This is a genomic window from Georgenia wangjunii, assembly GCF_036421975.1.
Taxonomy (GTDB): Bacteria; Actinomycetota; Actinomycetes; order Actinomycetales; family Actinomycetaceae; genus Georgenia_A; species Georgenia_A wangjunii.
This window is the reverse complement of the sequence record NZ_JAZGON010000002.1, coordinates 174,674-192,932: the sequence shown is the minus strand read 5'-3', so window position 1 is coordinate 192,932 and position 18,259 is coordinate 174,674. Positions and strand designations below refer to the sequence as shown.

Annotated in this window: 16 protein-coding genes and 1 pseudogene; 10 read left to right on the top strand and 7 right to left on the bottom strand. The window is 72.4% G+C overall.

Annotation, left to right across the window (positions count from 1 at the left end; all coding sequences use genetic code 11):
• The first annotated feature begins 8 nt into the window (after window positions 1-8).
• Entirely contained in the window at window positions 9-2,759 is a 2,751-nt protein-coding gene (gene aceE, locus V2J63_RS04835; protein WP_331229872.1) for a pyruvate dehydrogenase (acetyl-transferring), homodimeric type, read from the top strand.
• Window positions 2,760-3,001: 242 nt separating this feature from the next.
• Window positions 3,002-4,381, top strand: coding sequence for an MFS transporter (locus V2J63_RS04830; RefSeq protein WP_331229871.1), 1,380 nt, complete (start codon window positions 3,002-3,004; stop codon window positions 4,379-4,381).
• A gap of 77 nt (window positions 4,382-4,458) precedes the next feature.
• Here the strand turns inward: V2J63_RS04830 and V2J63_RS04825 are convergent, their stop codons facing one another.
• Together V2J63_RS04825 and V2J63_RS04820 are read right to left on the bottom strand one after the other, a co-directional pair.
• A complete protein-coding gene (locus V2J63_RS04825; protein WP_331229870.1) occupies window positions 4,459-4,950 on the bottom strand; it encodes an antibiotic biosynthesis monooxygenase family protein in 492 nt (163 codons plus the stop codon).
• A 109-nt stretch (window positions 4,951-5,059) separates the two neighbouring features.
• The gene (locus V2J63_RS04820; RefSeq protein ID WP_331229869.1) at window positions 5,060-5,623 is read right to left on the bottom strand and encodes a hypothetical protein; all 564 of its coding nucleotides are present in this window, start codon (window positions 5,621-5,623) and stop codon (window positions 5,060-5,062) included.
• Window positions 5,624-5,918: 295 nt separating this feature from the next.
• On the opposite strand from V2J63_RS04820, the gene V2J63_RS04815 reads away from it, so the two are divergent.
• From V2J63_RS04815 to fabF, 5 genes are all read left to right on the top strand, one after another.
• Window positions 5,919-7,121, top strand: coding sequence for a PucR family transcriptional regulator (locus V2J63_RS04815; protein WP_331229868.1), 1,203 nt, complete (start codon window positions 5,919-5,921; stop codon window positions 7,119-7,121).
• A 97-nt stretch (window positions 7,122-7,218) separates the two neighbouring features.
• A complete protein-coding gene (locus tag V2J63_RS04810) occupies window positions 7,219-8,154 on the top strand; it encodes an ACP S-malonyltransferase (RefSeq protein ID WP_331229867.1) in 936 nt (311 codons plus the stop codon).
• Window positions 8,151-9,158, top strand: coding sequence for a beta-ketoacyl-ACP synthase III (locus tag V2J63_RS04805; protein ID WP_331229866.1), 1,008 nt, complete (start codon window positions 8,151-8,153; stop codon window positions 9,156-9,158). The genes V2J63_RS04810 and V2J63_RS04805 overlap by 4 nt, the downstream gene beginning before the upstream one ends.
• Before the next feature lie 88 nt (window positions 9,159-9,246).
• Window positions 9,247-9,498 carry an acyl carrier protein gene (locus V2J63_RS04800; RefSeq protein WP_331229865.1) on the top strand — a complete coding sequence of 84 codons (252 nt, stop codon included), beginning with the start codon at window positions 9,247-9,249 and terminating at the stop codon, window positions 9,496-9,498.
• A gap of 169 nt (window positions 9,499-9,667) precedes the next feature.
• Window positions 9,668-10,909, top strand: a complete 1,242-nt coding sequence (gene fabF, locus V2J63_RS04795; protein ID WP_331229864.1) for a beta-ketoacyl-ACP synthase II — start codon at window positions 9,668-9,670, stop codon at window positions 10,907-10,909.
• 79 nt (window positions 10,910-10,988) lie between these two features.
• On the opposite strand, the gene V2J63_RS04790 is transcribed toward fabF, so the two are convergent.
• Together V2J63_RS04790 and def are read right to left on the bottom strand one after the other, a co-directional pair.
• Window positions 10,989-11,489, bottom strand: a complete 501-nt coding sequence (locus V2J63_RS04790) for a DUF3145 domain-containing protein (RefSeq protein WP_331229863.1) — start codon at window positions 11,487-11,489, stop codon at window positions 10,989-10,991.
• A gap of 145 nt (window positions 11,490-11,634) precedes the next feature.
• Window positions 11,635-12,123, bottom strand: coding sequence for a peptide deformylase (def, locus tag V2J63_RS04785; RefSeq protein ID WP_331229862.1), 489 nt, complete (start codon window positions 12,121-12,123; stop codon window positions 11,635-11,637).
• A 109-nt stretch (window positions 12,124-12,232) separates the two neighbouring features.
• On the opposite strand from def, the gene V2J63_RS04780 reads away from it, so the two are divergent.
• The 3 genes and pseudogenes from V2J63_RS04780 to V2J63_RS04770 form a co-directional block, all read left to right on the top strand.
• Window positions 12,233-14,458 carry a SpoIIE family protein phosphatase gene (locus V2J63_RS04780; protein ID WP_331229861.1) on the top strand — a complete coding sequence of 742 codons (2,226 nt, stop codon included), beginning with the start codon at window positions 12,233-12,235 and terminating at the stop codon, window positions 14,456-14,458.
• Between the two features lie 9 nt (window positions 14,459-14,467).
• Window positions 14,468-14,779, top strand: coding sequence for an STAS domain-containing protein (locus V2J63_RS04775; protein WP_331229860.1), 312 nt, complete (start codon window positions 14,468-14,470; stop codon window positions 14,777-14,779).
• A 117-nt stretch (window positions 14,780-14,896) separates the two neighbouring features.
• Window positions 14,897-15,137, top strand: a pseudogene (locus V2J63_RS04770) (DapH/DapD/GlmU-related protein); the annotation flags it as partial.
• Window positions 15,138-15,386: 249 nt separating this feature from the next.
• Here V2J63_RS04770 and V2J63_RS04765 read toward each other — a convergent pair.
• The 3 genes from V2J63_RS04765 to V2J63_RS04755 form a co-directional block, all read right to left on the bottom strand.
• Window positions 15,387-16,127 (bottom strand): NADPH-dependent F420 reductase, encoded by a 741-nt coding sequence (locus V2J63_RS04765; RefSeq protein WP_331229858.1) that lies wholly within the window; start codon window positions 16,125-16,127, stop codon window positions 15,387-15,389.
• 64 nt (window positions 16,128-16,191) lie between these two features.
• Window positions 16,192-16,704 (bottom strand): flavin reductase family protein, encoded by a 513-nt coding sequence (locus V2J63_RS04760; protein WP_331229857.1) that lies wholly within the window; start codon window positions 16,702-16,704, stop codon window positions 16,192-16,194.
• Window positions 16,701-18,215, bottom strand: coding sequence for a DHA2 family efflux MFS transporter permease subunit (locus V2J63_RS04755; protein ID WP_331229856.1), 1,515 nt, complete (start codon window positions 18,213-18,215; stop codon window positions 16,701-16,703). Before V2J63_RS04755 ends, V2J63_RS04760 begins: the two co-directional genes overlap by 4 nt.
• Window positions 18,216-18,259: the final 44 nt, after the last annotated feature.

Below are 18,259 nucleotides of genomic sequence, written 5' to 3'. Positions count from 1 at the left end.
AGGACTGCGTGAGTCCACAGGACGGATCCGGCCCACTGATCAACGGGCTGCTGAGCCAGGTCAAGGACATCGACTCCGAGGAGACCAGCGAGTGGCTCGAGTCCCTCGACGGCCTCATCGACGAGCGCGGCGGGCCCCGGGCCCGGTACGTGCTCCTCAACATGCTCAAGCGTGCCCGTGAGCGCAGCGTCGCCATCCCGACGCCGATGACGACGCCGTACGTCAACACCATCGGCGTCCACGACGAGCCCTACTTCCCCGGTGACGAGGTGGCGGAGCGTAAGTACCGCGGCTGGATCCGGTGGAACGCCGCCGTCATGGTCACCCGCGCCCAGCGCCCCGAGATCTCCGTGGGCGGGCACATCTCCACCTACGCCTCGATCGCGACGCTGTACGAGGTGGGCCTCAACCACTTCTTCCGCGGCAAGGACCACCCCGGCGGTGGCGACCAGGTCTTCTTCCAGGGCCACGCCGCACCCGGCAACTACGCCCGCGCCTACCTCGAGGGCCGCCTCACCGAGGCCGACCTCGACGGGTTCCGCCAGGAGTACTCCCACCCGGAGAACGGCCGCGGCCTGCCCTCCTACCCCCACCCCCGGCTCATGCCGGACTTCTGGGAGTTCCCGACCGTCTCCATGGGCCTCGGCCCGGCGGAGGCGATCTACCAGGCGTGGACGAACCGTTACGTCCACGAGCGCGGCATCAAGGACACCTCCCAGCAGCACGTGTGGGCGTACCTCGGCGACGGCGAGATGGACGAGCCCGAGTCGCGCGGCATGCTCCAGCACGCCGCCCAGCAGGGCCTCGACAACCTCACCTTCGTCGTCAACTGCAACCTCCAGCGCCTCGACGGGCCGGTCCGCGGCAACGGGAAGATCATCCAGGAGCTCGAGGCGTTCTTCCGCGGGGCCGGCTGGAACGTCATCAAGGTCATGTGGGGCCGCGAGTGGGACACCCTGCTCAACGCCGACAAGGACCGCGCGCTCGTCAACCTCATGAACGAGACGCGCGACGGCGACTACCAGACGTACAAGGCGAACGACGGCGCCTACGTCCGCGAGCACTTCTTCGGGCGCGACCCGCGCACGAAGGCGCTCGTGGCGAACATGACCGACGACGAGATCTGGGCGCTCAAGCGCGGCGGGCACGACTACCGCAAGATCTTCGCCGCGTACAAGGCCGCCATGGAGCACACCGGGCAGCCGACGGTCATCCTCGCCCACACCATCAAGGGTTACGGCCTGGGCCCGAGCTTCGCGGGGCGCAACGCCACGCACCAGATGAAGAAGCTCAAGTCGACCGACCTCAAGATGCTGCGCGACTCGCTCCGCATCCCGATCACCGACGAGCAGATCGACGCCGACCCGTACGCCCCGCCGTACTACCACCCCGGGCCGGACTCCCCCGAGCTGCAGTACATGCTCGAGCGCCGCAAGGCCCTGGGCGGGTTCCTGCCCGAGCGCCGGGACACGCCCACCGTGGTCACCCTGCCCGACGAGAAGACCTACGAGGTCCTCGCCAAGGGCTCGGGCAAGCACGAGATCGCCACGACGATGGCGTTCGTGCGCCTGCTCAAGGACCTCATCAAGGACAAGGAGTTCGGCAAGCGGATCGTGCCGATCATCCCCGACGAGGCGCGCACGTTCGGCCTGGACGCGATCTTCCCGACGGCGAAGATCTTCAACACCAACGGCCAGAACTACACGGCCGTGGACGCCGAGCTCATGCTCAGCTACAAGGAGTCCGAGACCGGGCAGATCATGCACACCGGCATCAACGAGGCCGGTTCGGCCGCGGCGATGCAGACGGTGGGCACGGCCTACGCCACGCTCGGCGAGCCGCTCGTGCCGTTCTACATCTTCTACTCGATGTTCGGCTTCCAGCGCACCGGTGACGCCTTCTGGGCCGCCGGCGACCAGCTCGCGCGCGGGTTCATCATCGGCGCGACGGCCGGGCGCACGACGCTCGCCGGTGAGGGCCTGCAGCACATGGACGGCCACTCGCCGATCCTGGCCCAGACCAACGCCGCGGTGCTCAGCTTCGACCCGGCGTACGGGTACGAGATCCGGCACATCGTCCGCGACGGCCTCGAGCGCATGTACGGCAAGGACGACCCGCGCGACCCGAACGTCATGTACTACCTCACGGTGTACAACGAGCCGATGGTCCAGCCGGCCGAGCCGAAGGACGTCGACGTCGAGGGCATCCTCAAGGGCATCCACAAGATCGCCGACGTCGAGGGCGACGGGCCGCGCGCCCAGCTCCTCGCCTCCGGCGTGGGTGTGCCGTGGGCCCTGCACGCCCGCGAGATCCTCGCCGAGGACTGGGGCGTGCGCGCCGCGGTCTGGTCCGTGACGAGCTGGGGCGAGCTGCGCCGCGAGGCGCTCGAGGTGGACCGGAAGAAGTTCATCGACCCGGCCGGCGACCACGGCGAGCCGTACGTGACGGCCAAGCTCCGTGACGCCGGTGGTCCGTACATCGCGACGAGCGACTTCGACCACATGGTCCCGGACATGATCCGGGCCTGGGTGCCTGGCGAGTACCTCACGCTCGGGGCGGACGGCTTCGGTTTCTCCGACACGCGGGCCGCCGCGCGCCGGCACTTCCTCATCGACTCGCACTCGATGGTGGTCCGCACGCTCCAGGCCCTCGCCGCACGCGGCGAGGTCGACGCGGACGCCCCGCGCCAGGCGGCCGAGCGGTACCGGCTCCTCGACGTCCACGCGGGCGAGAGCGGCACCGCGGGCGGCGACTCCTGACCGACGCGGCGCGGGTGCTGCCCGCGCAGTGAGCACGTCCCGGGCGGGGCGGCACGGACCTTCGGGTCCGGGCCGCCCCGTCCGTCGTTCCGGCGGGCATAGGCTCCGTCTCAGGCGCGCCGCGTTCGTGAGACGGCGTTCCCGAGTCGTGGTCACCGCAGCCACCGCCGCGACCATGATCACTAGCGTTGCCCGACGACCGACCGACCCGGTCCGTCCTTGCCGATCCAGATGGGACCCTCATGGCTTCCGGCACCCCCTCACCCACGCAGACCCGCACGCAGCGCCTCGACGGCCTCCCGTTCAAGCGCGAGCACGGCCGCCTCCTCGTCGGCTCCGGCGTGGGCTGGGCCCTCGACGCGATGGACGTCGGGCTCATCTCCTTCGTCATGGCGGCCCTCGCCGTCCAGTGGCAGCTCGACGACACCCAGCTCAGCCTCATCGGCTCGATCGGCTTCGTCGGGATGGCGCTCGGCGCCTCCCTCGGCGGGCTCCTCGCGGACAAGTTCGGCCGCCGCAACGTCTTCGCCCTCACGCTCCTCGTGTACGGGATCGCCACCGGCGCCGCGGCACTGTCGGTCTCGGTCGGCATGCTCCTCGTCCTGCGCTTCATCGTCGGCCTCGGCCTCGGCGCCGAGCTGCCGGTCGCCTCGACGCTCGTCAGCGAGTACGCCCCGGCGAAGATCCGCGGGCGCGTCGTCGTCATCCTCGAGGCCTTCTGGGCCGTCGGCTGGTTCGCTGCCGCCCTCATCGGCTACTTCGTCGTCTCCGCCACCGACGACGGGTGGCGCTGGGCCCTCGCGATCGGTGCGATCCCGGCCGCATACGCGATCTACGTGCGCCGGGCGCTGCCGGAGTCCGTGCGGTTCCTCGAGACGCGCGGTCGGCACAAGGAGGCCGAGGCCGCCGTGCGGCGGTTCGAGGAGTCCCCGGCGATGTTCGGCGACAAGACGGCGGCGCCGGCGCTCCCGGAGGCCCGCGCCGAGCCGGTGACCGACGGCGCGGCGACCCCCTCGGCGAGCGTCCGGTCGTCCTTCGGGGCGTTGTGGAGCAAGAGGCTCCGTACGCGCACGGCGGGCCTGTGGATCGTGTGGTTCCTGCTCAACTTCGCCTACTACGGCGCGTTCACGTGGCTGCCGACGCTCCTCGTCGCCTCAGGCCTCGATCTCGTCCGCTCCTTCGGGTACACGGTCATCATCACCGCGGCCCAGCTGCCCGGCTACGCCGTGGCCGCCTACCTCATCGAGCGCTGGGGCCGGCGTCCCACGCTCAGCACCTTCCTCGTCGGCGCGGCCGGCTCGGCGTACCTCTTCGCCATCGCCTCGACCCCGGCCGGGGTCATCACGGCCGGGTGCCTCATGTCGTTCTTCGCGCTCGGCGCGTGGGGCGCGCTCTACGCGGTGACGCCGGAGATGTACCCGACCGCGATCCGGGGCACGGGTGCCGGCTGGGCCGCCGGGTTCGGGCGCATCGCCTCGATCCTCGCCCCGCTCGCCGTGCCGTTCCTCAACCGCAGCGGCGAGATCTGGCTCGTCTTCACGGTCTTCGCGTGCGCGTTCATCCTCGCCGCCGCCGGTGCTCTGCTCCTCAAGGAGCAGCGGGGCCTCGCGCTCGAGGAGTAGCGCGGACGCCCCGCCGCCGCAGCCCGCTGGCACGTCGGCGGGACGCGGCACTCAGGCGCGAGCGGACCGGCCAGCACTCAGGCGCCGGGCGAGCCACCCGCGATGTCGAAGCTCCACAGCTCGGCGCTCACGCCAACCGGCTTGCGTCGTCCATCGCCGCCCGCGACCCCGGCCCGGCCGTGCGCACCGTCGTGGGCTGCCCCGCCGAGCGCAGCGCCGTGGGGTGCCCCGCCGTGCTCACGCCCATGGGGAGCCCCGGCATGCGCAGCCCCGTGGGAGGCACCGTCCTGCGCGCCTGCGTGAGGTGCCTCGCCGTCGGGCGCGGACGACGGCGGGCGCCCGTGCCCGGCCGCGAAGGCGTCCGAGCTCGCCCAGGCGTCGAAAGCAGCCTCGTCGCGCCAGCGGGTGACGACGAGCCACGTCGTGCGCTCGTCGGTGGGGCGGAGGAGCTCGAACCCCTCGAACCCGTCCTGCCCGTCGACGGCGCCGGCGCGGGCGGCGAAGCGGCGGGCGAGCTCGTCGCCGCTGTCGGCGGGAACGGTGATGGCGTTGATCTTGATGACAGTCATGGGCCCATCATCGCGCGCCGCCCCGGTCCGGACCCGTGCGGGTCCCGACCGGGGCGGTCAGCGGTGAGACGGCGGCTGCCCGGGACGGGTGCCGCGCGGCGTGGCCGGTCTAGCGGGCGTCCGCGGCCTCGGCGGCGGCGACGTCGGGCTCGAGGGCGAGGACGAAGGCGCGCGCCTCGTCGGTGGCGGCGTGCTCGCTCAGCTCGGTGAGGTGGCGGCGCGCCTCGAGCGGGCGACCCGCGTCGAGGGCGGCGAGGACGATCTGGCGGCCGGCCTCGGGGATGTGCTCCTTCGGGGACCAGTGGCCCACCCCGAGCCCGAGCGCGTCCCCGGCCTTGTCGCCCTCACGGAGCGTGCGTACGCCCTCGGCGAGCGCCTTGCCGGTGTGCTCGCGCTCGCACGCACCGGCGAGACGGCGCATCGCGCCCTCGTGGTCGTCCTCGAGGGAGAGCCGGCCGAGCTCGATGAGCGGGTACCAGGCGCGTGGGCTGCCGGCGAGCTCCTCGGCGAGGGCCCAGACGGCGACGTCGGAGGAGACGTGACGGTCGACGGGCTCGTGCTCGGCGGTCAGCGGGTCCACCGGGTCCACGCCCTCGGCGCGACGGCGGACGAGCTCGGCGAGGGCTGCGAAAGCCTGGATGTTGTTGGGATCCTCGACGAGCAGAGCGCGCAAGGCGTCCTCTCGCGGAGCGTCGTCACTGCGGACCGCTGTCGTGGGCCGGCGCATGCCGACGCGTGACGCGGTCCGAGGGCGGGAGAGCAATGCTCTCAGTCGGGCGAGAAGAGCCATACGGGCGACCATATCCGCTCAGGCCCGCACGCTCATCCGCAAACGCGAAGAACTGGCCGAATCGTGGGGGCGTCTCGCTCTGTGGGCGCCCGGGAGCGGCGCCACGCCGCCACGCTCGGCGATGCCCGACGAACTCCTTTGTCGGCATCCGACAACGCCGGCCCCTATGCTCAGCGCCATGCCCCGGACCCCCACGAGCAGCGCCGCGCACGACGCGGGCTCCTCCGACGTCGTCCGCCGCCTGCGCGGCGGGACGGACCTGCTCACCTCGGCCGCCCTCAAGCGGCTCGACAGCGACGTCCCCTGGTACCGGGCGTTGGCCGCCGAGGACCGCTCGTGGATCGGGCTCGTCGCGCAGTCGGGCATCTCGGCGTTCATCGCCTGGTACGAGCAGCCCTCGCCCGCCACGTACAACGCGGCAGACATCTTCCGCGCCGCGCCGCCCGAGCTCACCCGCTCGATCTCGCTCCAGCACACCCTCCAGCTCGTCCGCCTCGTCGTCGAGGTGGTCGAGGACAACGCCGTCCAGCTCGCCGCCCCCGGCCAGCAGCGCGACCTGCGCGACGCCGTCCTGCGCTACTCCCGCGAGGTCGCCTTCTCCGCCGCCGAGGTCTACGCCCGGGCCGCCGAGGCGCGCGGCGCCTGGGACGCGCGGCTCGAGGCGCTCGTCGTCGACGCCCTCGTGCGCGGCGACTCCGACAGCTCGCTGCGCTCGCGCGTCTCGGCGCTCGGGTGGACGGGCCGCGGGTCGAGCGTCGTCCTCGTGGGCGCGATGCTCCAGCCGGTCGACGAGCGCCGGACGGCGGACCTGCGCCGGGCGTGCCGGCGCGCCGCACCCGACGTCCTCGTCGGGATCCAGGGCGACCGCCTCATGGTCGTCCTCGGCGGCGCGGAGGACCCGCGCGCCGCGGCCGAGGCCCTGCTACCCCGTTTCGGACCCGGCACCGTCGTCCTCGGTCCCGAGGTGGGCGAGGTGGCCGAGGCCGGGCGCTCCGCGCGGGCGGCGCTCGCCGGGCTCCTCGCCGCGCCCGCGTGGCCGGACGCCCCGCGCCTCGTCGGCGCCGACGAGCTCCTGCCCGAGCGCATGCTCAACGGCGACCCGCTCGCCCGCCGCACCCTCCTCACCGAGCTCTACCGGCCACTCGCCGCGACGGGCGGACCGCTCCTCGAGACCCTCGGGGTCTACCTCGCGCAGGGCCGCTCCCTCGAGGCTGCCGCCCGCACCTTGTATGTCCACCCCAACACCGTGCGCTACCGCCTGCGGCGGATCGCCCAGGTCGTCGGGTGGGACCCGACCGACCCCCGCGAGGGTTTCGTGCTCCAGATCGCGCTCGCCGTCGGGCGCCTCACCGAGGACACCTCCGCGCACAGCGGCGTGTGAGGGACGACGCGCCTTGGCGGGTTCCTACAAGGGTGCCGTGGCGACTTGGTAGGGCCCGTAGCCGTGACCAGACGGGAGGGCTTGGCACAGTTGGACGGTGCTCGCCGTCCTCTGCCCTGGTCAGGGCGCCCAGTCCCCCGGCATGCTCAGCCCCTGGCTCGAGCTGGCCGGCCTCTCCGACACCCTCGACGCCTACGCCGCTGCCGCCGAGACCGACCTGCGCCACCTCGGCACGGTGGCCGACGCCGCGACGATCCGGGACACCGCCGTCGCTCAGCCGCTCATCGTCGCGACGTCGCTCCTCAGCCTCCGCGCCGTGCTCGGGGATGACGCCGAGCCGAGCGACGTCGTCGGCCTCGCGGCCGGCCACTCCGTCGGGGAGCTCGCCGCTGCCGTCGTCGCCGGGGTGCTCACCGCCGAGGACGCCATCGTCCTCGTCCGCGAGCGGGGCCGCGCCATGGCGCGGGCCGCGGCGACGCGACCGACCGGTATGAGCGCCGTCGTCGGCGGCGACGCGGACGACGTGGCCGCGGTCATCGCCGGCCACGGACTGACCGCCGCGAACGTCAACGGTGGAGGGCAGGTCGTCGCCGCCGGCACCCTGCCCCAGCTCGCGGCCCTCGCCGCGAGCCCCCCGGCCCGGGCACGCGTCATCGCCCTCGACGTCGCCGGGGCGTTCCACACCGAGCACATGGCCCCCGCCGTCGCGCACGTGCGGGAGGTCTCGGACGGCCTGCCCGCCGCGGACCCCCGCCTCACCCTGCTCTCGAACGCCGACGGCGACCCGGTGGCCGACGGCCACGACGCCATCGACCGCATCGTCGCCCAGGTGGCGCGCCCGGTGCGCTGGGACCTGTGCTGCGAGAGGATGCTCGAGGCGGGAGTGACGGGCGTCCTCGAGCTCGCGCCCGGCGGGGTCCTCACCGGGCTCGCCCGCCGCACGCTCAAGGGGGTCGAGGCGCTCGCGCTGAAGTCCCCCGACGACATCGACGCCGCCCGCGACCTCGTGCGGCGTCACGGAGGAAACCGATGAACCGTCCCGTCCTGCGCGCCGCCGAGCCGCGCGCCCACTCCCGCATCCTCGGCGTGGGAGGCGTGCGCGGCGAGAACGTCGTCGTCAACGACGACATCGTCGGGCCGATCAACAGCTCGGACGAGTGGATCCGCCAGCGCACGGGGATCGTCTCCCGCCGCCGGGCGGGCGCGGACGTGAGCATCGCGGACCTCACCGAGCAGGCGGGGCGCGCCGCGCTCGACGCCGCCGGCCTCACGGGCGCGGACATCGACGCCGTCCTCGTCGCCACGGTCACCCACCTCGAGCAGACGCCGTCGCTGGCGGCGATCATCGCCGACCGGCTCGGCGCGACGCCCGCCGCCGCGTTCGACATCTCCGCCGCGTGCGCCGGGTACTGCTACGGCATCGCCCAGGCCGACGCGCTCGTGCGCTCAGGCGTCGCCCGCCACGTCCTCGTCATCGGGGCCGAGAAGATGTCGGACTTCGTCGACCCCGAGGACCGGACGATCTCCTTCCTCCTCGGCGACGGCGGTGGCGCGGCCGTCGTCGGCCCGTCCGACACCCCGGGCATCGGCCCGACCGTGTGGGGCTCCGACGGCAGCCAGGCCGGCGCGATCTACCAGACGCACTCGTGGATGACGTTCCGGGACGGCAGCGACACGACGTGGCCGACGCTGCGCCAGGAGGGCCCCACGGTCTTCAAGTGGGCGAGCTTCCAGATGGTCAAGGTGGCGCGGGAGGCGATGGAGGCCGCCGGCGTGCTCCCCGAGCAGATCGAGGCGTTCATCCCCCACCAGGCGAACATGCGGATCATCGACCAGCTCGCCAAGCAGCTCGGCCTCAGCGAGGACGTCGTCATCGCGCGCGACATCGCCGAGACCGGCAACACCTCGGCCGCGTCGATCCCGCTCGCGACCGAGCGGCTCCTGCGCGAGGGCCAGGTCTCCTCGGGCGCCCTCGCCCTGCAGATCGGGTTCGGCGCCGGGCTCGTCTACGCCGCCCAGGTGGTCGTCCTGCCCTGAGTCCGCGAGGGCGCGGCGCCACGAGCCGTCCCGCCCCATGGACCACACTGTCTTCCCACACACCACCCCAACAGAGATGGAGCACCCCATGGCACACAGCGAGCAGGACATCCTGGCTGGCCTTGCCGAGATCGTCAACGAGGAGACCGGTCTGCCGACCGACTCCGTCCAGCTGGAGAAGTCCTTCACGGACGACCTCGACATCGACTCGCTGTCGATGATGACGATCGTCACGCTGGCCGAGGAGAAGTTCGAGGTCCGCATCCCCGACGAGGAGGTCGCGAACCTCACGACCGTCGGCGACGCCGTCACCTTCATCGCGAACGCGCAGCAGGCCTGAGCCTCGCCGCCCGGCGCGGCGGGGTTCCGCGGGCCTAGCCCGTCCCCGTCGCGCCGCACCGGCGCCCCGTACGAGCGCCCCACCAGCACGCAGCACGCGCGTTGGACCGGCGCGATCGGCGCCCCACCCGTCTTCCGAGCTCGACCCGAGCCCGACCCCAGGAGTCAGCATGGCCAGCACCACCGTCGTCGTCACGGGGCTCGGCACCACCTCGCCGCTCGGTGGTGACGTCCGCTCCACGTGGGAGGGCGCGCTCGCCGGACGCTCCGGTGTGCGCACCCTGGAGAACGACTGGGCCGAGCGCTACGAGATCCCCGTCAGCTTCGCCGGGCAGCTCGCCGTGCCGGCAGCGGACGTCCTCGCCCGCCCGGAGCAGCGCCGGATGGACCCGAGCGCCCAGTACGCCGTCATCGCGGCCCGCGAGGCCTGGGCAGACGCCGGCTCGCCCGAGCTCGACGGCGAGCGCATCGGCGCCGTCATCGCCTCCGGCATCGGCGGGGTGTGGACGATGCTCGACGCCTGGGACACCATCCGTGAGAAGGGCGCGCGGCGCGTCATGCCGCTGACCGTGCCCATGCTCATGCCGAACTCCCCCGCTGCGTACGTCTCGCTCGAGGTGGGCGCGAAGGCCGGGACGCACACGCCCGTCTCCGCCTGCGCCTCCGGCGCCGAGGCGATCGGCTACGCCGTGGAGATGATCCGCTCCGGCCGCGCCGACGTCGTCGTCGCCGGCGGGACCGAGGCCGCGATCCACCCCATGCCCATCGCGGCCTTCGCCAAGATGCGCGCGCTGTCGACCCGCAACGACGACCCGGCCGGCGCCTCGCGCCCCTACGACGTCTCCCGCGACGGGTTCGTCCTCGGCGAGGGTGCCGGGGTCGTCGTCCTCGAGAGCGCGGAGCACGCCGCCGCCCGCGGCGCCCGCGTCTACGCCGAGGTCGCCGGGGTCGGCATGAGCTCGGACGCCTACGACATCGCCCCGCCCGACCCGACGGGAGCCGGGCAGGAGCGCGCCATGCGCCTCGCCCTCGACGACGCCGACCTCACCGGCCGCGACGTCGTCCACGTCAACGCCCACGCGACGTCCACGCCCGCCGGCGACGGCGTCGAGGCGACGGCGATCCGGCGCGGGCTCGGCGGCGAGGCCGACCACGTGGCCGTCTCCGCGACGAAGTCGATGACCGGCCACCTGCTCGGCGGCGCCGGCGCGCTCGAGACGATCTTCGCGGTGCTGGCCCTCCACGAGCGGACCGCTCCCCCGACGATCAACGTCACCGAGATCCAGCCGGGCATCGAGATCGACCTCGTCCGCGACACCCCGCGCGAGCTCCCCGCCGGCCAGATCGCGGCGCTCAACAACGCGTTCGGCTTCGGCGGCCACAACGTCGCGCTCGTGGTCCGCTCGGTCTGACCCCTGCCGGCGGGCGCTGACGGCGCCCGCCGGGGGCAGCCGGCGCGAGGGCGACCGACCGGGGTCAGCGGACCCTGGGTCAGCCGACGCGGTGGAGCCAGCGCACCGGGGCGCCGGCTCCGGCGTAGCGGAACGGCTCGAGCTCGTCGTCCCAGGCCTGGCCGAGCGCGAGGTCGAGCTCGTGGCGCATGCGGCGGGGGTCGCTCACCTGCTCGAGCGCCGCCCGGATGCGGTCCTCCGGCACGACGACGTTCCCGTGGGCGTCCGTCTGGGCATGGAAGATGCCGAGCTCAGGCGTGTGGGACCAGCGGCCGCCGTCGACCCCGGGAGCCGGGTCCTCGGTGATCTCGTAGCGCAGGTGCGTCCAGCCGCGCAGGGCGGAGGCGAGTCGCGCACCGGTCCCGACGGGGCCGGCCCAGGAGTACTCGGCCCGGAACAGGCCGTCGGCCGCAGGCTGCGGGGTCCACTCGAGCGCGACGCGCGCGTCGAGCACCGTGCCTGCCGCCCACTCCACGTGGGGGCACAGCGCACGGGGCGCAGAGTGCACGAAGATAACACCGCGGGTGATAGCACCACTCATGTCGACCCTCCTAGTCCGGTTGAGGTACGTCTTCCCCTACGACCTCAGTCGGTGACCAGGTGAGTCACATGTTCACGGCGGAACGTCGCCCATCATGCCATCGATCGCCCGTCATGCCGAGCGGACGGCGGAAATGGGGTCAGGTTCAGAGCTGCTCGCGGATGGCCCGCATGGCCTTCTTGCGCTCGTTCCGCTCGAGGCGGTCGAGGTAGAGCATCCCGTCGAGGTGGTCGCACTCGTGCTGGAGGCAGCGGGCCATGAGCTCCTCCCCCTCGACGACGACGTCCTTGCCGTCGAGGTCGATGCCCTCGACCCGGGCGTACCAGGCGCGCTTGGTGGGGAACCACAGGCCGGGCACGGAGAGGCAGCCCTCGTCGCCGTCCTGGAACTCGTCCTCGGAGACCGCGACGAGCCGGGGGTTGAGCACGTAGCCGATCTCGTCCTCGATGTTCCACGAGAAGGCCCGCAGGCTCACACCGATCTGGTTCGCGGCGAGGCCTGCGCGCCCCTCGGTGTCGACGGTCTCGAGCAGGTCCTCCACGAGGGACCGGACGCGGTCGTCGATCTCCCGGACCTCTTCGCACGGGGTGCGCAGGACGGGGTCTCCGACGACGCGGATGTCACGCATAGCCATGGGAGCAGTTTCCCACGCCGACGGCGGTGGTCAGGCCGGGCGGACCAACCAAGGCGTCCGCGACGTGCCCGCCGCTCGGGCAAGATGGGGGCTTCGAGAGGAGCGGTGCGTGGACGAGATCCTGCTGAACCCCGGTGTCGAGGTCGACCTCGAGAACTGTGCGCGCGAGCCCATCCACGTCCCGGGGTCGATCCAGCCCCGCGGCGTCCTGCTCGTCCTCGACGCCGCCTGGACGGTCCTCCAGGCCTCCGAGAGCACGGCCGAGCACCTCGGGCTCCCCGCGGCGGACGCCCTCGGCCGGACCCTTTCCGACGTCATCGACGTCGAGGCGGCCGCGACGATCGAGGCGCACCTCGCCGCCGACGGCGAGGTGAGGGACCGCAACCCCGTGCTCGTCCACGTCCACGGGGTGCCGACGGACGCCGTCGTCCACCACCCGCCCGAGACCGACGGGCTCGTCATCGTCGAGCTCGAGCCGGCCGCGGGGCCCCGCCCGCTCGAGCACGGCAACACGTTCCAGGCGGTGCGCAGCACGGTCGGGGCGCTCAACCGGGCCGCGAGCCTCGAGGAGCTGTACACCGTCACCGCCCGCGACGTGCGCCGGCTCACCGGCTTCGACCGCGTCATGGTCTACCGCTTCGACGACGACTACAACGGCGAGGTCGTCGCCGAGGACAAGCGCGCGGACCTCAACGGCTTCTACGGGCTCCACTACCCCGCGACTGACATCCCGCGGCAGGCCCGCGCGCTGTACGAGCGCAACTGGATCCGGCTCATCTCGGACATCGGATACACGCCGTCCCGCCTCCTCGCCGCGGACGACCCGCGCGCGGCGGCCCCGGTCGACCTCACGTTCGCCACGCTGCGCAGCGTCTCCCCCATCCACGTCGAGTACCTGCAGAACATGGGCGTGACGGCCTCGATGTCGATCTCGCTCCTCAAGGACGACAAGCTCTGGGGGCTCATCGCCTGCCACCACTACTCCGGCCCGCACGCCCCGCCGTACGGGGTCCGGGCGGCCGCGGAGTTCCTCGGCTCCGTGCTGTCCCTGCGGCTCGTCGCGCAGGTCGAGGAGAACCGGATCGCCGCTGCGCGCCGTGCGGGCGCCGACCTCGCCGGGCTCGTCGCGGCGAGCCGGCAGGAGGACGTGCCCCTCGCCGAGGCGCTCGCCGCCGACGACACGCTCCTGCGCCTCATGGACGCCGACGGCGCCGTCGTGCGTGCCCACGGCGAGACGGCCACCGTGGGGTTCGCGCCGGAGGGGGCGGTGGCCCTCCTCGACCGGGCGCTCGACGAGCAGGCGGAGCTCACCCGCACGGCGTCCCTGCCCACCGACGCGCCCCACCTCGCCGCGGACCTGCCCGACGTCGCGGGCGCCCTCGCGGTGACGCTGCCCGCGCAGGACGGGATCGTGTGGCTGCGCCGCGAGGAGGTGCACGACGTCGACTGGGGCGGTGACCCGCACAACAAGGCCATCGCCCGCCGCGAGGGCGACACGGTCCGCCTCAGCCCGCGCAAGTCGTTCGAGCGGTGGCGCGAGACCGTGCGCGGCTCGTCCCTGCCGTGGACGCCCGAGCAGGAGGAGACGGCCGCGCTCGTGCGCCGGCACGTCGTCGAGGCGCTGTACCTGCGCAGCCGGCGCGATGCCCGCGCCGCGGAGATCCTCCAGCGCTCCGCCCTGCCGGCGACCCTGCCGGACGTGCCGGGGTGGTCGCTCGAGGCGCGCTACGACCCGGCCGACGGCGGTCGGGTCGGCGGGGACTGGTACGACGCCCTCGAGCTCCCCGACGGCCGGCTCGCCGTCGCCGTCGGTGACGTGGCCGGGCACGGCATGCCCGCCGCGTCGACGATGGGCAAGCTCCGCAACGGCCTGCGGGCGCTCCTCGTCTCGGCTCCCACCCGCAAGTGCCTGCCGACGGTCGTGCGCGGGCTCGACGACGTCATGCGCGTGACCATGCCGGACGAGATGGCCACGCTCCTCATCGCCGTCATCGACCCGGCCACGGGCGAGGCCGAGTACGCGCGGGTGGGGCACCTCCCGCTGCTCGTCATGGATGCCGACGACGCCGGGTGGCCCGGTGCCCAGCGCTCGGCGCCGCTCGGCTACGTGGGCGACATGCCCGAGACCGGGCACCTGAGCATCGCTCCCGGCGGAGGGCTCGTGCTCTTCACCGACGGGCTCGTCGAGCGCCGGGGGATGCCGCTGCCCGAGGCGCTCGAGCACCTGCGGCGCTCCTTCGCCGACGGGGGCCAGCTCGACTCCGTCATCACCGAGGTCCGCGACCCGCGCTCGGACGACGACGCAACCGCCATCGTGGTGCGCCGCCTTCGCTAGACTCGTGCAGTGGATACGACGACCGGGACGATCACCCTTGCCGAGCGCGATGGTCACCAGTGCGTCGTCCTCGTCGGAGAGGTGGACCTCGGCGCCGTCCGCCGTTTCCAGTCCGAGCACCGGGACACCGGGCATGTCGACGCGATCGTCGCCGAGGACCTCACGTTCATCGACTCCTCGGGCCTGAAGTTCCTCCTCCAGGTCCAGGCCGCCAACCCCGGCGTCTGCCTCCCGCGGCCACCCAAGCCGCTGCGCGACCTCCTCGAGCTGACCGGGACCGCCGAGCGGTTCGGGCTCGGCGGTCCTGACCTGTCCTCGTAGCGGGCCGACGGCCCGCCTGCGCGGCCCGCAGTCGGGCGAGGCCGCCTGCCGCGACCTCCGGCACCACGACGAAGGCCCGGATTCTCAACGGTTCCGGGCCTTTGGTGGCTCCCGCGCACCCTCAACCACGCCGTCGACCCGGCACGGTGAGCCGACATGACGCCGGCGCCCGTCGTGATCGGGGCGCAGGGTGTGGCTTGGCGCCTCGGTCACCGTCGTACCCGGGGTGACCATCGGCGACGGCGCGATAGTCGGCGCCGGCGCAGTTGTCACCAGGGACGTCCCGGCGAACACCGTCGTGGCCGGAGTCCCAGCTCGGCCCATCCGGACGACCGGCTTCGACGCCTCCGACGTCTGAGAGCACGTACGTACAGGAGGCGCGTCATCTGCCCTCCGCCTTCGCTCCATAGCCTGATGCCACGTGGCGCCGGCGGCCGCGTACTTAGCAAGACACGCCACGACGACGACGGGCCGACGACCCTCGATTCCGCGGTCCGTTGATCGGGCTGGCGCCGGCCGCGGCGGTTGCGTCACCTCGGTGGCGCGTAGGCGTTGCCGGCACTGAACCGGACCATGAGTTCTGGTTTTAAGGGTTGTGACGCAGTTCCTAGTAGATGGCGCGATTCAGGGCGACGAGGTAGTTGCCCTGAACGGTTCCTTCGGCGGCGGCTCGTTCGGAGACGACTTCCCACACGAGGTCGCGGCGACGTGCTGAGTAGCGTGCGTCAGCCTTCGCGAGGGCGGACGACAGCGGGTCGGCGGTGAGGTCGGTGCAGTACGCCGGCGTGCCGGGCTGCTGTCGCCAGGAGTCGGTGAGCGTGCCGGCGTCGAATGCGTCGAAGCCGGTGTCCTCGACAAGGGCCATGGCCAGGGTGCGGTGCGCGGCGTCGTCGGCGGCGACGGGGAGCGCGATCCGATCGAGCGATCCAGGCTTGGTGGCTTTGTCTGCGAAGGACGTAGACACGATGGAGTTCCAGGCCTTCGCTACGGGGCGCTGGTAGTGGTCCTGGACCCACAGACTCTCGACCTCGCCGTTCTCGATGGCCTCGATGATGCCGTCCCGGAGGGGGTAGTAGTTGGAGGTGTCGATGATGACTGCTGCGGCGGGGGCTTGATGGATCAGGGTGGCCACGTCGGGAACCTGCCCGAGGTTGACTGAGACGATGACGACGTCGGCGCCGGTGACGACCTCGGCGGCCCAGGCTGCGGTGGCGCCAGTGCTGAGCGTGGCGGGGTCTATGGTCTCCGGGCCGCGGGAGTTGGCGATGGTGACGTCGTGCCCGGCGGCGCTCAACCGCTGAGCCAGGGTGCTTCCGATGGCTCCTGCTCCGATGATGCCGATCTTCATAGTGATCCTCTGGTCGTTGCCCTGGGGGCGGGGTGGGGGTGTTGGCCGACGCGATCGAGTTGCGTCAGGAGGGGGACGAGATGGGGGGTCCTGGCTGGTGGTAGCCGCGGTCCTGGTACAGCAGCGCCGGTTCTTCACGTCGTTCCTGGTGGTGCTCGAGGGCGTGCAGGACGACCAGGTGGCTGTGACCGGCCGGGAACCGGTCGATGATGCGGCCGCGGACCCAGGCCCGGGTGTGGTGCAGGACCGGCTCGCCGCTGGGAACGATCGACCAGTCGACGGTGGCGAAGCGGTCGATTCCCGATGTGGCGAAGCGCGAGGCGAGCCCTGCCTGTTCCTGGGTGAGGAGGTTCGCGACGGCCGTCTCGGCCTGGGCCAGAGCGGGCCAGGACGTCGAGGCGGAGTCGATGGAGAACGCCAGGATCGGCGGCGCGGCGGAGACGGAGATGACCGAGGTCGCCGTGAAGCCGACAGGGCCGGTGGGGCCCTGGAGGGTGATGACTGCCACGGCGGCCGTGTGACGTCGGAAGATCGTCTTGAAATCCTGCGTGGTCAGCTCTCCTGCTGTGGTCGTCACGACTCGACCAGTCCGGGCGTCTCGGTCCGGGTTGCGGGTGTTGCCGACGTGGCCTGGTGCTTCCCGATCGCCAGGACTCCGATCAGGGCGCCGATCGCGATGATCCCACCGGCGGTCAGGGCGGCCTGTCCGGCATCGACGGTCTGGGCCACGGTGAGCTCTCCGGCGTTGATTGCGGCGGCCCCGATCGTGTAGGCCGAGACCAGGACTGCTCCTCCGGCGGCACCGGCGAGCTGCTGCGCGGTCGCGAACGCGGCGCTGCCGTGGGGGTAGAGGTCCGCGGGCAGGGAGGAGAGCGCCAGGGTCGTCATCGGCGCCCACATCATCGCCTGGGCGGCTGTCATGACGAGGTAGCCCATCAGGAGTGCCCAGACGTTGCTGGCCTCGCTGATCGTGCTGAGGTACCAGATGGCGGCGATCCAGATGACCGCGCCAGGAATCGCCAGTGGGCGGGGGCCGTACCGGTCGTAGACGCGCCCGCCCAGGGCGGAGACCAGCGAGATGACCGCTCCACCCGGGACGAGGAACAGCCCGATCTGCAGAGTGCTCATGCCCAGAGCGCCGTTCAGGATCAGCGGGAGGACCAGCATGATGCCGAAGCCGTTCATCGCGATGAACAGCATCACCAGCAGTGGGACGAAGAAGTTCCGGGTGCGGAAGATCCGCAGATCCAGGAACGGGTCGCGATCGCGGCGCAGCACGCTCTGCCGGTAGGCGAAGGCCGCGACCCCGGCGACGCCGACCACGATGGGGATGACCGGAGAGATCGGAGCGTGCCCGGAGGCGGACTCTCCGATCGAGGCGAGCCCGAAGACCAAGGCCCCGAACCCGACCGCGGACAGCGCCAGGGACGTGAGGTCGAGCGTGACGGCTTCGGGGGTCGTGATGTTCCGCAGCTTGACCGCCCCGGCAACCAGGGCGATCACGGCCAGAGGCAGGATCAGGATGAACAGCCAGCGCCAGGGCAGGTAGGTCAGCACGAGCCCCGACAGTGCCGGCCCAAGGGCAGGCGCGATCGCAGGGACGGCGGTGACCATGGCCATGATCCGGCCGCGACGAGAGACCGGAACCAGACGCATCGCGGTGGTCATGAGGAGCGGGAGGAACACGGCAGTCCCGACGGCCTGGATGATGCGGCCGGTCAGCAGCACACCAAAACCCGGCGCCGCGGCGGCGACGGCGGTTCCGAGGATGAACAGTGCCGTCGCGGTCAGGAAGATCGTGCGCAGGTGGAAGCGTCGCATGACGAATCCGGTGGCCGGGATCAGCACGGCCAGCGTCAGCAGGTAGCCGGTGGTCAGCCACTGCCCCAGGGAGGGGGTGATGCCCAGGTCCGCGATGAGCGTTGGCAGCGCGACCCCGAGGAGCATCTCGTTGAGCAGGACGAGGAACGTCGAGGCCATCAGCAGGCCGAGGATGAAGGCGTCACCCGGCCTCAAGGATTCACGGGCGGTCTTTGGATCGGACGAAGTGGACACTGGGCTGTCTGCTGTGTTGGACAACGTGGTCATGGCTGGTCGTGCTCCTGAAGGCGAGAGAAGACGAAAGTGGTGGG